14 protein-coding genes are annotated in these 14,323 nt (G+C 62.9%); 2 read left to right on the top strand and 12 right to left on the bottom strand.

Annotation, left to right across the window (positions count from 1 at the left end):
* Positions 1-5: 5 nt before the first annotated feature.
* The 10 genes from rimI to gltX form a co-directional block, all read right to left on the bottom strand.
* Complete coding sequence (gene rimI, locus SCL_RS04200) at positions 6-485, bottom strand: ribosomal protein S18-alanine N-acetyltransferase (protein WP_096360064.1); 480 nt, start codon at positions 483-485, stop codon at positions 6-8.
* Positions 482-1,231, bottom strand: a complete 750-nt coding sequence (locus tag SCL_RS04195; protein WP_096360063.1) for a uracil-DNA glycosylase — start codon at positions 1,229-1,231, stop codon at positions 482-484. Before SCL_RS04195 ends, rimI begins: the two co-directional genes overlap by 4 nt.
* Before the next feature lie 40 nt (positions 1,232-1,271).
* Positions 1,272-2,819 (bottom strand): 2-isopropylmalate synthase, encoded by a 1,548-nt coding sequence (locus SCL_RS04190; protein WP_096360062.1) that lies wholly within the window; start codon positions 2,817-2,819, stop codon positions 1,272-1,274.
* A gap of 278 nt (positions 2,820-3,097) precedes the next feature.
* A complete protein-coding gene (gene pssA, locus SCL_RS04185; RefSeq protein WP_096360061.1) occupies positions 3,098-3,880 on the bottom strand; it encodes a CDP-diacylglycerol--serine O-phosphatidyltransferase in 783 nt (260 codons plus the stop codon).
* The gene (locus tag SCL_RS04180) at positions 3,880-4,542 is read right to left on the bottom strand and encodes a phosphatidylserine decarboxylase (RefSeq protein ID WP_096360060.1); all 663 of its coding nucleotides are present in this window, start codon (positions 4,540-4,542) and stop codon (positions 3,880-3,882) included. The genes pssA and SCL_RS04180 overlap by 1 nt, the downstream gene beginning before the upstream one ends.
* A 93-nt stretch (positions 4,543-4,635) precedes the next feature.
* Positions 4,636-5,652, bottom strand: a complete 1,017-nt coding sequence (ilvC, locus tag SCL_RS04175; protein WP_096360059.1) for a ketol-acid reductoisomerase — start codon at positions 5,650-5,652, stop codon at positions 4,636-4,638.
* Between the two features lie 61 nt (positions 5,653-5,713).
* Positions 5,714-6,205: an acetolactate synthase small subunit gene (gene ilvN, locus SCL_RS04170; RefSeq protein ID WP_096360058.1), complete on the bottom strand. Its 492-nt coding sequence runs from the start codon at positions 6,203-6,205 to the stop codon at positions 5,714-5,716.
* Positions 6,206-6,221: 16 nt separating this feature from the next.
* Positions 6,222-7,955 (bottom strand): acetolactate synthase 3 large subunit, encoded by a 1,734-nt coding sequence (locus SCL_RS04165; RefSeq protein ID WP_096360057.1) that lies wholly within the window; start codon positions 7,953-7,955, stop codon positions 6,222-6,224.
* 136 nt (positions 7,956-8,091) lie between these two features.
* The gene (cysS, locus tag SCL_RS04160) at positions 8,092-9,477 is read right to left on the bottom strand and encodes a cysteine--tRNA ligase (RefSeq protein WP_096360056.1); all 1,386 of its coding nucleotides are present in this window, start codon (positions 9,475-9,477) and stop codon (positions 8,092-8,094) included.
* 24 nt (positions 9,478-9,501) lie between these two features.
* Positions 9,502-10,902: a glutamate--tRNA ligase gene (gltX, locus tag SCL_RS04155; RefSeq protein ID WP_096360055.1), complete on the bottom strand. Its 1,401-nt coding sequence runs from the start codon at positions 10,900-10,902 to the stop codon at positions 9,502-9,504.
* Between the two features lie 145 nt (positions 10,903-11,047).
* Here gltX and SCL_RS04150 point away from each other — a divergent pair, with 145 nt between their 5' ends.
* Positions 11,048-11,548: a peptidylprolyl isomerase gene (locus tag SCL_RS04150; protein ID WP_096360054.1), complete on the top strand. Its 501-nt coding sequence runs from the start codon at positions 11,048-11,050 to the stop codon at positions 11,546-11,548.
* Between the two features lie 16 nt (positions 11,549-11,564).
* A complete protein-coding gene (locus SCL_RS04145) occupies positions 11,565-12,335 on the top strand; it encodes a UDP-2,3-diacylglucosamine diphosphatase (protein WP_096360053.1) in 771 nt (256 codons plus the stop codon).
* A gap of 21 nt (positions 12,336-12,356) precedes the next feature.
* Here SCL_RS04145 and SCL_RS04140 read toward each other — a convergent pair whose 3' ends face one another.
* Positions 12,357-13,064 carry a hypothetical protein gene (locus SCL_RS04140; protein WP_096360052.1) on the bottom strand — a complete coding sequence of 236 codons (708 nt, stop codon included), beginning with the start codon at positions 13,062-13,064 and terminating at the stop codon, positions 12,357-12,359.
* Positions 13,065-13,070: 6 nt separating this feature from the next.
* A complete protein-coding gene (locus SCL_RS04135; protein ID WP_096360051.1) occupies positions 13,071-14,315 on the bottom strand; it encodes a glycerate kinase type-2 family protein in 1,245 nt (414 codons plus the stop codon).
* Positions 14,316-14,323 lie beyond the last annotated feature (8 nt).

Below are 14,323 nucleotides of genomic sequence, written 5' to 3'. Positions count from 1 at the left end.
GGGAATTAAATGCCCACAGTCAGGTCGCGCGCCAGGATGATGGCATCCTCGCGGCCGCGACGCGCGGGGTAATAGCTTTTACGCAGCCCGACCTCGTCGAAACCGAGCTTGGTATAAAGCTTGTAAGCGGCGGTGTTGGACATGCGCACCTCCAGCAACGCCACGCGCGCCTTGTTCTGCCGGGCGATATCGAGCAGGAACAGCACCATGCCCTCACCCAGCCCCAGCCGCTGGTAATCCGGATGGATGCAGATATTCAGGACGTGGCACTCACCCGCGGCCACCGACATGATGCCATGGCCGATGATGCCCTCCTGCGGCGATTCATAGACGTAACAGTGGCAACCCACGCGCAGGCAGTCGCGGAAAATGGGCAGGGTCCAGGGAAATTCGTAGGCAGCGTTTTCCACCTCCATCACCGCCACCAGATCATGCCCGTTCATGGGGCGGAGCAGCGGCTGGTTTGAAATGACAACGGCGCTCATGACTCCTCCAGATTCGTCATGGCGGCCTTGGCGCGGCACAGATCATCCCACACCTTGCGCTTGTCGGCCGGGTTACGCAGCAGGTAGGCCGGATGGTAGGTCACGAACAGTGGCGTGCCATGATAGGACAGCTTTTGCCCGCGCAGTTTCGCCAGCGGGACCTCGGTCTTGAGCAGGCTGTGCGCCGCATGCCGTCCGAGCGCCACGATGAGTTTCGGCCGGATCAATCCGATCTGACGGATGAGATAAGGCTCACACTGCGTGACCTCCTCCGGCTGCGGGTCGCGGTTTCCCGGCGGCCGGCACTTGAGCACGTTGGCGATGTAGACCTCCTCGCGCTTCAGACCCATGGCAAACAGGATCGCATTCAGCAGCTGGCCGGCCCTGCCCACGAACGGCTCGCCCTGCCGGTCCTCGTCCGCGCCCGGGGCCTCGCCGATGAACATCCAAGAAGCGTGCCGGTGACCGACGCCGAAGACCGTCTGGGTGCGCGTCTTGTGCAGGGAACATTGGGTGCACGCGCGCACTTCCGCTTCCAGTTCCGTCCAGTCGCGGGAGTTGTCGACCGCGGTGTCCGCTTCCCGGATGAGAACCGGTCCGGGGACGGAACGCGACGGGACGGCGGGTGTTTCCGTTCCGACGCGGATTTCCGGAGAAACGGAAGCCGGCGCCTGTCGCGGCTCCCAGCGCGTGATGCCGAGCGCGTCGAGATACTGCCGGCGACGCATCTCATTCTGGACGTTCATGGCCTAAAGCATAAAGCGGCGCCATGAAAACTCAAGCGCGTCATATCGGCTGCCCCACCTGCGGGTGCGTGCGTTCCGCCGGCGCGATCAGCTTGTTCAGGGCATTAAGATAGGCCTTGGCCGAGGCGATGACGATATCGGTGTCCGCGCCATGACCGTTGACGATGCGTCCACCCCGTTCCAGGCGCACCGTCACCTCGCCCTGCGAGTCGGTGCCGCTGGTGATGTTGTTGACCGAATACAGCAGCAGCTGGCCCTGGCTGCCGGCCACGCTGTCGATCGCCTTGAACGCCGCGTCCACCGGACCGCTGCCCGGCGCGCCGGCCTGCTTTTCCGTCCCGCTGACGGCCAACGTCACATTGGCAAAAGGCGTCTCGCCGGTCTGGGAACAGACCTTGAGCGACACCAGCCGGAAATGCTCGTTCTCCTGTTCCAGATCCGCCTCGGTCACCAGAGCCTGCAAGTCCTCGTCGAAGATTTCATGTTTCTTGTCGGCCAGGTCCTTGAAGCGCTCGAACGCCGCATTCAATTCCTGTTCGGTCTTGAACTCGATATTCAGCTCCTTGAGGCGGGTCTTGAAGGCGTTGCGCCCGGAGTGTTTGCCGAGCACCATGCGGTTCGCCGCCCAGCCGACGTCCTCGGCGCGCATGATTTCATAAGTCTCGCGCATCTTGATGACGCCGTCCTGGTGAATGCCCGATTCATGCGCGAACGCATTCGCCCCGACGATGGCCTTGTTCGGCTGCACCGGAAAGCCGGTGATGTTCGACACCAGCCGCGAGGCCGGCACGATCTGGGTGGTGTCGAGCCGGGTATCGCACGAAAAAATGTCCCGGCGCGTGCGTACCGCCATGACGATCTCCTCGAGCGAGGCATTGCCGGCACGCTCGCCGAGCCCGTTGATGGTGCATTCCACCTGGCGCGCGCCGTTGAGCACCGCCGCCAGCGAATTGGCCACCGCCAGCCCGAGATCGTTGTGGCAGTGCGTGGACCAGATCGCCTTGTCCGAGTTCGGCACGCGTTCGATGAGGGTCTTGATGCGCTCGCCCCACACCTGCGGGATGCTGTAGCCGACCGTATCCGGCACGTTGATGGTACGGGCGCCGGCACTGATGGCCGCCTCGAACACGCGGCACAGAAAATCGATGTCGGAACGGACCGCGTCCTCGGCCGAGAACTCCACGTCGTCGGTGTACTGGCGCGCACGCCTGACCATCTGCACCGCGCGTTCCAGCACCTGTTCCGGGGTCATGCGCAGCTTGTGCTGCATGTGGATCGGGCTGGTGGCGATGAAGGTGTGGATGCGCCCGCGTTTCGCCGGCTTGATGGCCTCGGCGGCGCGGTCGATGTCCTTCTCCACGGCGCGCGCCAGGCCGCAGACCGTGCTCTCGGTCACCGCCTCGGCCACCGCTTTGACCGCTTCGAAGTCGCCGGGACTGGCGACCGGGAAACCGGCCTCGATCACGTCCACGCGCATGCGTTCCAGCACCTTGGCGATGCGCACCTTCTCGTCGCGCGTCATGGAAGCGCCGGGGCTCTGCTCGCCGTCGCGTAACGTGGTGTCAAATATGATCAACTGATCGTTCATGGTCTTGTCTCTGCGTAAATGATGCCTGCTTCGCTGGTCCTGTCATTCATCGTCGCGCACATGATTCATTCAAATCATGCGGGCTAAAAACAGGTTCTTGGTCGCGTATTATATTCCTCGCCAGGAAGGGGGTTGGTTTGCGCCTAGCGGCGCAGCAGCAGGGACAGCAGAGAGGCAAGCGCACGGGCCGATGCCACCGCGCGGCGGCGGGACCGGGTGCTGAAGGAAAGGGAGGATATGCCCTGCATGATTAAAGCTTAAATCAATCCGGGAAAAAATTAAACCCGGCCATGGGGGTGATTTTCGGGCTGGTCCTTGGCCTCGTGATGTGCCCGCCGGAACACGAATCCCAGGGGGCCGGACAGCGCATACACAAGAAAGGTCAGAAACAGTACCTGCGGGGGATTCTGGAACAGCAGGACGAATACCAGCGGCATCGCGAGTATGGTCATGAACGACACCCGCCCGCGCAGGTCCACGTCCTTGAAGCTGCGGTAACGCACGTTGCTCACCATCAGCACCCCGGCCATGACGGTCACGATCAGTGCCGCGATGCTGATCTCCTTGCCCGGCACGCCATTGGCGTGCAGCACCCACACCAGACCGACCACCACGGCCGCGGCCGCCGGACTCGGCAAGCCCCGGAAGTAGCGCTTGTCCGCCACGCCCACCTGGGTGTTGAAACGCGCCAGGCGCAGGCCGGCGCCGGCGGTATAGATGAAGGCCGCGAGCCAGCCGAGCTTGCCCATGCCGGAGAGCGCCCATTCGTACATGATCAGCGCCGGCGCGAGCCCGAAGGACACCATGTCCACCAGGCTGTCGTACTCGGCGCCGAAATCGCTTTCGGTGTGGGTCAGGCGCGCGATGCGTCCGTCGAGCGCGTCCAGGATGGCGGCGATGAAAATGGCGAGCGGCGCGTATTCGAAATTGCCGTTCATGGCCTGCACGATGGCGTAGAAGCCGGCAAACAGGCTGGCCGTGGTGAACAGGCTGGGAAGAATGTAAATGCCCCGGCGCCGACGCTTCTCCTCGGGGGCGGGTGTTTCGTCTAAATGATCCATCATTTCTCCTGCGCCGGCGGCGCCAATCGGGCGATCACCTGTGCCGCGCCCTTGACCTTGTCACCCAGCGATACCTCGAATTGCGCGTCACGCGGCAGATAAACATCGACGCGCGACCCGAACCGGATGAATCCATAGCGTTCGCCGCGCGCGATCCGCGCGCCCGGCTGTACATAACACAGTATACGTCGTGCAATCAGGCCGGCAACCTGCACCACCACGATATCCTGGCCCGCGTCGGTCCGGATCCACAGGGCATTGCGCTCATTGTCGAGGGAGGCCTTGTCGAGCGCCGCATTGACGAATTTTCCTGCGCTGTACCAGCGTTCCATGACCTTGCCCGCCACCGGGCTGCGGTTGGAATGGACGTTGAAAACGTTCATGAAAACGCTGACGCGCCGGGCCGGGCGCTTGAGCCAGGGGTCTTCGACCTCTCCGAGCGCGATCACCTTCCCGTCCGCCGGACAGATGACCGCGCCGGGCGCGTCGGGAATACTCCGGGGAGGATCACGGAAAAACTGGAGGATAAAAACCAGGATGAACCAGAACGGCGCGGCCCAGGCAGGTCCGGCCAGATAATGCACCACCACCGCCGCGCCCGCGGCCAGCGCGATATGCCACCGGCCCTCGCGGGCGAGGATCGGGTATTTAGCGTCATCCATGATTTATTGATTCAGAATGCGGGTGATGAAAAGAAAAAACGCAGACAGGTTTCGGATTCAAACACTGTCTGCGTTGATCTGCGTTTCGCAAGCTCAGTTTTTGGTCTTGTCGACGATGCGATGGGCCTTGATCCAGGGCATCATGTCGCGCAGTTTGCCGCCGACCTCTTCGATCGGATGCTTGGCCGCCTGGGCGCGCATCTCGGGGAAGCGCTTGCCGCCGGTCTCGTTCTCGGCCATCCATTCCCTGGCGAACTGGCCGGACTGGATTTCCTGGAGAATCTTTTTCATCTCGGCCTTGGTCTGCTCGTTGACGATGCGCGGGCCGCGGGTGTAATCGCCGTACTCGGCGGTATTCGAGATCGAGTAGCGCATGTTGGCGATGCCGCCTTCGTACATGAGGTCGACGATGAGCTTCAGTTCGTGCAGGCACTCGAAGTAGGCCATCTCCGGCGGATAACCGGCCTCCACCAGCGTCTCGAACCCGGCCTGTACCAGATGCGTGGCGCCGCCACACAGCACCGCCTGTTCACCAAAGAGATCGGTCTCGCACTCGTCTTTGAAGGTGGTCTCGATGACGCCGGCGCGACCGCCGCCGATGGCCGAGGCGTAGGACAGCGCGACATCACGCGCCTTGCCGGAAGCATTCTGCTTGACCGCGATCAGGCACGGCACGCCGCCGCCCTGGGTGAAGGTCGAGCGTACCAGGTGTCCCGGACCCTTGGGCGCGATCATGATGACGTCGAGATCGGCGCGTGGCTGGATGAAACCGAAGTGAACCGAAAAGCCGTGCGCCACGGCCAAGGTCGAACCTTTTTTCAGATTCGGCTCGACCTGTTCCTTGTATAGTTTCTTGTGCTGCTCATCCGGCGCCAGGATCATGACGAGATCCGCTTCTTTCACCGCATCGGGAATGTTCTTGACGTTCAGACCGGCGTTCTTGGCCTTCTGCACCGAATTCGAACCTTCGCGCAGCGCCACGCGCACGTCCACGCCGCTGTCCTTCAGGTTCAGCGCGTGCGCATGACCCTGGGAGCCGTAGCCCACGATGGCGACCTTCTTGCCGCGGATGAGGGAAAGATCGGCGTCTTTGTCGTAGAAAACTTTCATGTGAACTCCTAAAGATTAAATATCCGCAGATGAATGCATCTGCGTTCCAAAATGACGTTTATTAAACCCGCAGGCTCTTCTCGCCGCGGGCAATGCCGGAAACGCCGGAACGCACCACCTCGATGATATCCGCGTGGTTCACGGCCTTCACAAAGGTGTCCAGCCGGCTGCTGGTGTCGGTCAGCTCGATGGTGTAGGTGGCTTCGGTTTCGTCGAGGATCCGGCCCTGATAGTCCTTCACCAGTTGACTGATCTTGCCGCGCGCGGCACCGCCGGCCTTGACCTTGATCAGCAGCATTTCACGCTCGATATGCTGGCCTTCCGTGAGGTCGACCAGCTTGACCACGTCCACCAGCTTGTTGAGCTGCTTGGTGATCTGCTCGATGACATCCTCCGAACCGCTGGTCACGAGCGTCAGGCGCGACAGGGTTTCGTCCTCCGTCGGCGCCACGCTGAGCGATTCGATATTGTAGCCGCGCGCGGAAAACAGGCCGGCCACGCGCGACAGCGCGCCCGACTCGTTTTCCAGCAACATGGATATGGTGTGGCGCATCAATGTCTGCCTGTAGCTATGCCAGTTCCCGGTCGGTCGGCACGACCGCCTTGCAGGGCTTCAAATGCATCTCGTGCTGGCCCTTGCCGGCCGCGATCATGGGATAGACATTCTCGGTCTGGTCGGTGATGAAGTCGAGAAACACCAGGCGATCCTTCATTTTCAGGGCTTCCTTGAGCGCGCCATCCACGTCGCCGGGCTTTTCGATCTTGAATCCCACGTGCCCGTAGGCCTCGGTCAGTTTCACGAAATCCGGCAAGGCGTCCATGTATGAATGCGAATAGCGCCGGTCGTAGAAGAATTCCTGCCACTGGCGCACCATGCCCATGTAGCGGTTGTTGAGGTTGATGATCTTGATCGGCAGATCGTACTGCTTGCAGGTCGACAGCTCCTGGATGCACATCTGGATCGAGGCCTCGCCGGTGACGCAGGCCACGGTCGCCTCGGGGAACGCGAGCTTCACGCCCATGGCCGCCGGCAGACCGAAGCCCATGGTGCCGAGGCCGCCGGAGTTGATCCAGCGCCGCGGTTTGTCGAATTTGTAGTACTGCGCCGCCCACATCTGGTGCTGGCCGACGTCGGAGGTGATGTAGGCATCACCATCGGTGATCTCGTAAAGCCGCTCGAGCACGTACTGCGGCTTGATGAGCTTGCTCTCCCGGTCGTACTCGAGGCAGTTCATGGCGCGCCATTTGTCGATCTGTTTCCACCAGGCTTCCAGCGCCGGCTGGTCGGGCTTCCTGCCCGCGGCCTTGATGAGCCGGATCATCTCGCGCATCACCGGTTCGGCCTGTCCCACGATCGGGATTTCCACCGGGACGTTCTTCGAGATCGAGGCCGGGTCGACGTCCACGTGCACGATGCGCGCGTGCGGGCAGAATTTGTTGAGATCGCCGGTGACGCGGTCGTCGAAGCGCGCGCCGATGGCGATCAGCACGTCGCATTCGTGCATCGCCATGTTGGCCTCGTAGGTGCCGTGCATGCCGAGCATGCCGACGAACAACGGATCGGTCGCGGGATAGGAACCGAGCCCCATGAGCGTGTTGGTGCAGGGGTAACCGAGCAGGCGCACCAGCTCGGTCAATGCCGCCGAGGCCTCGCCCAGCACGATACCGCCGCCGGTGTAGATCATCGGGCGCGTCGCGGACAGCATCAGGTCCACGGCCTTTTTGATCTGCCCCGGATCGCCTTCGGTCACCGGAACGTAGGAACGCATGGAAACGCTCTTCGGGTAGGCGTACTCGCACTTGTGCGCGGTGACATCCTTGGGGATGTCCACCAGCACCGGTCCGGGGCGGCCGGTGCTGGCGATGTAGAACGCCTTCTTCACCGTGGCCGCGAGGTCCTTCACGTCCTTGACCAGGAAATTGTGCTTCACGCACGGGCGCGTGATGCCGACCGCGTCCACTTCCTGGAACGCGTCGTCGCCAATCAGGCTGGTGGCCACCTGGCCGCTGAACACCACCAGCGGGATCGAATCCATGTACGCCGTGGCGATGCCGGTGATGGTATTGGTCACGCCCGGGCCGGAGGTGACGAGCACCACGCCGGGACGGCCGGTGGCGCGCGCGTAGCCGTCGGCCGCGTGCGCCGCGCCCTGCTCGTGCCGCACCAGGATGTGCTTGACCCGGTCCTGCTTGTAGAGCGCGTCGTAGATGTGCAGCGCCGCGCCGCCGGGGTAGCCGAAGACGTATTCCACGCCTTCGTCAGCCAGGCAGCGGACAAAAATATCTGCGCCAGTTAATTCCACAAAAACCTCAAGGGAAATAAAAACCCGCGTCCGCCCCAAACCGGGCGCGCGGGCCTTGGCGTTTGCCGGTTTAAAAATAAGAAATTACTTATAAGTATCCGCAGGGTCAATAGCGGTAAGTCACAAATGATGCTTTTTACTGCCGGCGCCAGCTGGTTTGACCGGCGGTATCCTCCAGAATGACTCCCTGGGCCTTGAGTTCGTCGCGCAAACGGTCCGATTCAGCCCAATTCCTGTTCTTGCGTGCCTCTGAACGCCGGGCGATCAGGGCCTCGATCTGCGCATCGGTCAGGCCGTCGTCGGTGCCGCCGCGCAGGAAGGTCTGGGGATCGCTCTGCAAAAGACCCAGCACCCCGCCAATGCGGCGCAAGGTCGCACCCAGCGGCGCGGCCGCCGCTATGCCACTGTCCTCGCGCAGCTTGTTGATGTCGCGCGCCAGCTCGAACAGCACCGCGAGCGCGCCGGGCGTGTTGAAGTCGTCATCCATGGCGGCATGGAATTTCTGCTCCCAGGCCGCCGCGCCTCCCCCTGCTTCCGCCGGCGGCAGATCCTTGAGCGCCAGATACAGCCGGGTTAACGCGCTCTTCGCGCCCTGCAAATTCTCGTCGGAATAATCGAGCGGGCTGCGGTAATGGCTGCCGAGAATGAAGTAACGCACCACTTCCGGCTCGAATTTCTTCAACACCTCCCGCACGGTGAAGAAATTGCCGAGCGATTTCGACATTTTCTCCTGGTTCAGGCGCACGAAACCGACGTGCATCCAGGTGTTGACGAATTTGCTGCCGGTGGCCGCCTCGCTCTGGGCGATCTCGTTTTCGTGGTGCGGAAACTTGAGGTCCATGCCGCCGCCGTGGATGTCGAAATGACTGCCGAGGCAGGCATGGGACATGGCCGAGCATTCGATATGCCAGCCCGGACGCCCCGGTCCCCAGGACGAATCCCATTGCGGTTCGCCGGGTTTGGCGGCCTTCCACAGGACGAAATCCAGCGGGTCGTCCTTGTCCTCGTCCACCTCCACGCGCGCGCCGATTTTCAGTTCGTCCAGGGTCTTGCCGGAAAGCGCGCCATAGGGCTCGAACTTGCGTACCCGATAGTAGACGTCCCGGTTTTTCGCGGCATAGGCAAAACCGCGCTCGACCAGCCGGGCGATCATGTCGCGGATCTGGGGCATGTGCACCGTGGCACGCGGCTCCTGGTCCGGCGGGAGCACGCCCAGCGTCGCGGCGTCTTCGTTCATGGCCCGGATGAATCGCTCCGTGAGCGCGCCGATGTCCTCGCCGTTCTCTTTTGCCCGATTGATGATCTTGTCGTCGATGTCGGTGATGTTGCGGATGTAGGTCACCTGGTTACCGCGCGCGCGCAGGTAGCGCACCACCATGTCGAACACCACCATGACGCGCGCATGGCCGAGATGGCAGTAGTCGTACACCGTCATGCCGCACACGTACATGCGGACCTGGCCGGGCGTGATGGGAGTAAACGGCTCCTTCTTCCGGGTGAGGCTGTTGTAAATCTGGAGCATGATCCTGCTGTTGATGATGTCTGTTTATAGTGATAGCCGTTTGCGGGCGCGCTCGACGCCGATGAGCGGCAAAATCCTGGCCATTTCCGGCCCGTCCAGTTCGCCCAGGAGCGCCGCGCGCAGGGGCTGAAACAGCGACTTCCCGCTCACCGAGCGCGCCTGCTTCACGGTTTCGGCTACGACCTTGAAATTGGCGCCATGCGTTTCCAGCGCCTGGCGCGCCGTCGCAAAAAACTCCGGACCGGCCGCCATCATGGCCTCCCTGGCGGCGTGACTGACAACCAGCTTATCGGTAAACACGATCCGGGCCCAGCGCAAGGCGTCGGCGGGAAAAGAAATATTGCCGCGCACCGCTTCGGTGAACTCAGCGAAGCTGTCAGCCGGCACCAGCGCCTGCACTGCGTCGCCCATCCATTCCTGCAGCGTCGTGGACGGCAAATGCAACACCGCCTCGCGCTGCCAGTGCATCAGCTGGGCCTCGTCATAACGCGCCGGCGCCCGGCCCAGCCGCGAGAGATCGAAATTTTCCGCCAGGGCTTCCAGGTTCATGAAGGCATTGGCATCGTAGGTATGCCCCAGGCGCGCCAGATAATTATTGATGGCGGGCGGCAGATAACCCACGGCACGCAGCTCCTCGATCGATTTCGAACCGGTGCGCTTCGAAAGCGGCGCGCCATCGGCCCCCACCACGAGCGCGATGTGCGCGTACGCCGGCAGCGGCAACCCGAGCGCCTGAAGCAGCAGGATCTGGCGCGGGGTGTTGGTCAGATGATCCTCGCCGCGCACGACCAGCGTCACTTCCATGAGGGCGTCATCGATGGCGTTGCAGAAGAAAAATGCCGGCGTGCCGTCGGAACGGCGAATGACGTAGTCGCCGATATCGTCCGTGCTGAACACCTGCCGCCCGCGCACCTTGTCTTCGAACTCGACGGTTTTGCCCTCCTCCACCCGGAACCGCAGGGTGGCGGGCTCGCCGCGGGCGAAGCGGGCCTGCGCCTCCTGCGGCGACAGCGCGCGGCATTTGCCGGAATAGCGCGGCGGGCGATGCGCCGCCAGCGCGGTCTTGCGCGCGATCGCCAGTTCATGCTCGCTGCAGAAACAGGGATAGGCCTGGCCTTTGGATTCGAGGGCAGTGAAGTATTCCTTATAGACTGAACCGCGCTCGGACTGCGCATAAGGCCCATGACGGCCGCCGGCCTCCGGCCCCTCGTTCCAGACCAGCCCCAGCCAGCGCAGGTCTGCTTCCAGCGCGCGGGCGTATTTTTCGTGCCCGCGCATGGCATCGGTGTCTTCCAGACGCAGCAGGAAGGTCCCCCTGGCCTGCCGGGCCAACAGAAAATTGAAAAGCGCGGTGCGGATATTGCCGAGATGCAGCAGACCCGTGGGGCTGGGGGCGAAACGGGTCTTGAAGGGGCGCGAAGTCATTGTCGAGGGGCGCCATGTTAACGGAAACCGCCCTCCCGGCGTAGTCCCGGCGTTACGACAGCAAAGCCAATCCAGTGTAAACTTCAGTACAGAGGCCTGCCGCCGGCGGGCCCGCACAGCCAGCAGAAAACAAGAGCGCCCACTGATGATTCACATGAAAACCAACTACGGCACCATCGTCCTGGAGCTCAATCCGGAGAAGGCGCCGAAGACCGTGGCGAACTTTCTCGCCTATGCGAAGGACGGTTTCTACGATGGCACGCTGTTCCACCGGGTCATCGACAAGTTCGTCATCCAGGGCGGCGGCTTCGGCCCGGGGATGACCCAGAAGATGACGCGGCCACCCATCGAGAACGAGGCCAACAACGGCCTGCGCAACGCCCGTGGCACGCTCGCCATGGCGCGCGCCACCGATCCGCACTCCGCCACCAGCCAGTTCTTCGTCAACATCGTCGACAACGATTTCCTGAATTACACCGCGCCCACGCCGGCGGGCTGGGGCTATTGCGTGTTCGGCAAGGTCATTGACGGCATGCACATCGTGGACCAGATCAAGGGTGTTGTTACCGGTTCCAAGCTCGGTCACAAGGACGTACCGCTGTCCGACGTGATTATCGAGAAAATACAGGTCATTGACGAGAAGTAGGAGGCCCAGCAAAGAGATGCCGGCCACCACGCTCTTCATCTCCGACCTGCATCTCTGCGGCACCCGCCCCGCCATCACCCGGCTGTTCCTGGACTTCCTCCGGCAGCGCGCGCGCAACGCCGACGCACTCTACATCCTCGGCGACCTGTTCGAGTACTGGATCGGCGACGAGGCAGTCGAACAGGAAGAATTCCGCGGCATCGTCCGCGGCCTGCGCGCACTGACGTCGGCCGGCACGCCGGTCTTCGTCATGCACGGCAACCGCGATTTCCTGATGGCGGACGGTTTCGAAAAAGCCACCGGTTGTCGCCTGCTGGGCGATCCGGCGAAGATCGATCTCCACGGCGCCCCCACCCTGCTGATGCACGGCGATTCACTGTGCACCGATGACGTCGAATACATGGCGTTCCGCGTGCAGGTGCGCAATCCCGCCTGGCAGCGGGAGTTCCTGGCCAGGTCCGTCGCCGAGCGCGATCGCATCGTGCGCGACTTCCGCGAGATCAGCAAAAATTCAACCGCCAGCAAGAAACCGGAAATCATGGACGTGAACCAGAACGCGGTGGAAGCGATCATGCGCGAGCACGGGGTGCGCCGCCTGATCCACGGTCATACGCACAGGCCGAAGGAACATGCGTTCACGCTCGACGGCCGGCCCGCACGACGCATGGTGCTCGGCGACTGGTACGAACAGGGCAGCGTGCTGAGCGTGGATGCGCATGGCTGGGTGCTGGAGGGACTGCCGCTCGAAAAAACGGTAAAAAGCGAAAAAATGAAAGTGAAAAGCTGATTCCATGCGGGCAACCGCCTCTCACTTCATTCTCAATTCCTCGATGGTCAAGCGCTTGTAATCCGCCGGCAGCCGCAGCATCGCCGCCGTGGCGCGAAATTCCGCGTTGTAATCCACCAGTTCAAGCGTCTTGCCGGTCATGTCCGTGAGCCGGACTGGAAAGCCATGTTCCAGATGGCGTGCCGGAAGAAAAACGTTGTTCGCCATGTCACAGGCCGACAGCGTGCCCGGCGGCGCCAGCGGCAGGGTTTTCGCCTGCTGCCCGGCCAGTACCTCGCGGTACTGGCGCAGCGCCAGCAGCGCTTCCGGCAGCAGGTCCGCCGCCGCGTACAGGTCATAACAGCGCTGGCCGTTGGTCAGCAACTCGTAGTGGCTGACTTTATGCCCGCCGACGGCCGGAAACGCGGCGCTGTCGCGCACCACCTGATGCCGGAAGTCGGCGGGCGGTTTGGCGTCCATTGGTCGCGGCCGGATGATCAGGATCTGCTGTTCCGCGCTGCTGACGCTGTAGATGGTTCCGTCGGCCCGGTCGAACAGCAGGAAATCCGGATCGTCGGACCCGCCGTCCATGCGCACGAAGCCCGCGGTAATGACCATGCGCGAACGGAAGGGCTCAGCGCCCGGTTCATGCTCGACGAAATACAGCACCGCCGCCGGCGTCACCGGATCGGAGCAGGAAGTCATCGCCGGAAACAACAGGCATACGAGCAGGAGAAAACGTCTGGTCATGGGCCTTCAGTTTCCGCTTGTCATTTTCAGTCCCAGCATGATGTCCATGACGTTGGTGCCGGTCGGCCCGGTCTGGATCAGATCGCCGCTCGCCTCCAGAAACGTCCCGGCATCGGCCCGTGCCAACGCCTGCTCCGCGTTGTGGCCGGCCGACTCGCCCCGCGCGATGGTGCCGCCATCCACCAGCGCACCGGCGTCGTCCGTGGGGCCGTCGGTGCCGTCGGTGCCGGCCGACAGGAACCACGCATCGTCACGCCCGCGCAGCATCATGGCCGCGGCCAGCGCGAGACTCTGGTTGCGTCCGCCACGGCCCGGCGATTCCGGAAGCTGGACCGTGGTCTCGCCGCCCCAGACGTGCACCGTACCGGGCTCCGAGTTTGACAACTTCTTGGCCAGCCTGGCTCCCGCCTCCAGGGCGTCGCCGGATATGAAACTGGCCTCGAGCATCGCCTGATAACCCAGTTCCTTGGCGGCTTCCACAGCGGCACTCTTGGCGTTGTCGAGCGTGGCGACGATCTCGCGTTTTATATTCTGGAAACAGGCGTCGTCGGGCGCCGGCGCCGGCGGCATGTGCGCGAGCACCTCGGTGATGAAATCCGGCAGTTTACGGAGCGTCAACGGCCGGCGCAGGTCTTCATCCGCCACCAGCGGGCCGGAACCGATGGCGCGCAGATCGTTGCCCGGCACATCCGACACCACCAGGCACAGCACGCGCCGCGGATACAGCAGTTTGGCCAGACGACCGCCCTTGAGACGAGACAGGCGCCGGCGAATGCGGTTGTAATCGTTGATGTCCAGACCCGAACCGAGAATCCAGCGGTTGATCTCCTGAAACCGCTCGAGACTGATCTGCGGCGGCAAGGCCTCCACCAGCGCCGAGGCGCCGCCGGAGATCAATACGATCACGGATGCGTCCTTTGGAATCCGGTCGACAAATGCCAGCAACCGCCGGCCGGCCTCCAGGCTGGATTCGTCCACCAGCGGATGCCCCGCCTCCAGCACCGGCCATGGCAAGGGCTCGGCATGTCCCTTTTTGGTGATGATCAGGGCATCGACAAGATTACCGCCCATTACGTCCTGCGCACCCTGCGCCATGGCGCCGGCGGCCTTGCCCACCGCGATCATGTATACCTTCCCGGGCAGCGGTCTTTCCTTCAGCCGCTCGCGCACGCAAACGCGGCCGTTGACCGCGGCCAGCGCGGATTGAAATATCTTCAGCAGATTTTTCCGGTGATCGGTCGGCATGGTCATGTAATAGA

The sequence above is a fragment of the Sulfuricaulis limicola genome, from assembly GCF_002355735.1.
Taxonomy (GTDB): Bacteria; Pseudomonadota; Gammaproteobacteria; order Acidiferrobacterales; family Sulfurifustaceae; genus Sulfuricaulis; species Sulfuricaulis limicola.
The sequence above is the reverse complement of the archived record's forward strand: the minus strand, read 5'-3'. Positions and strand labels throughout refer to the sequence as shown.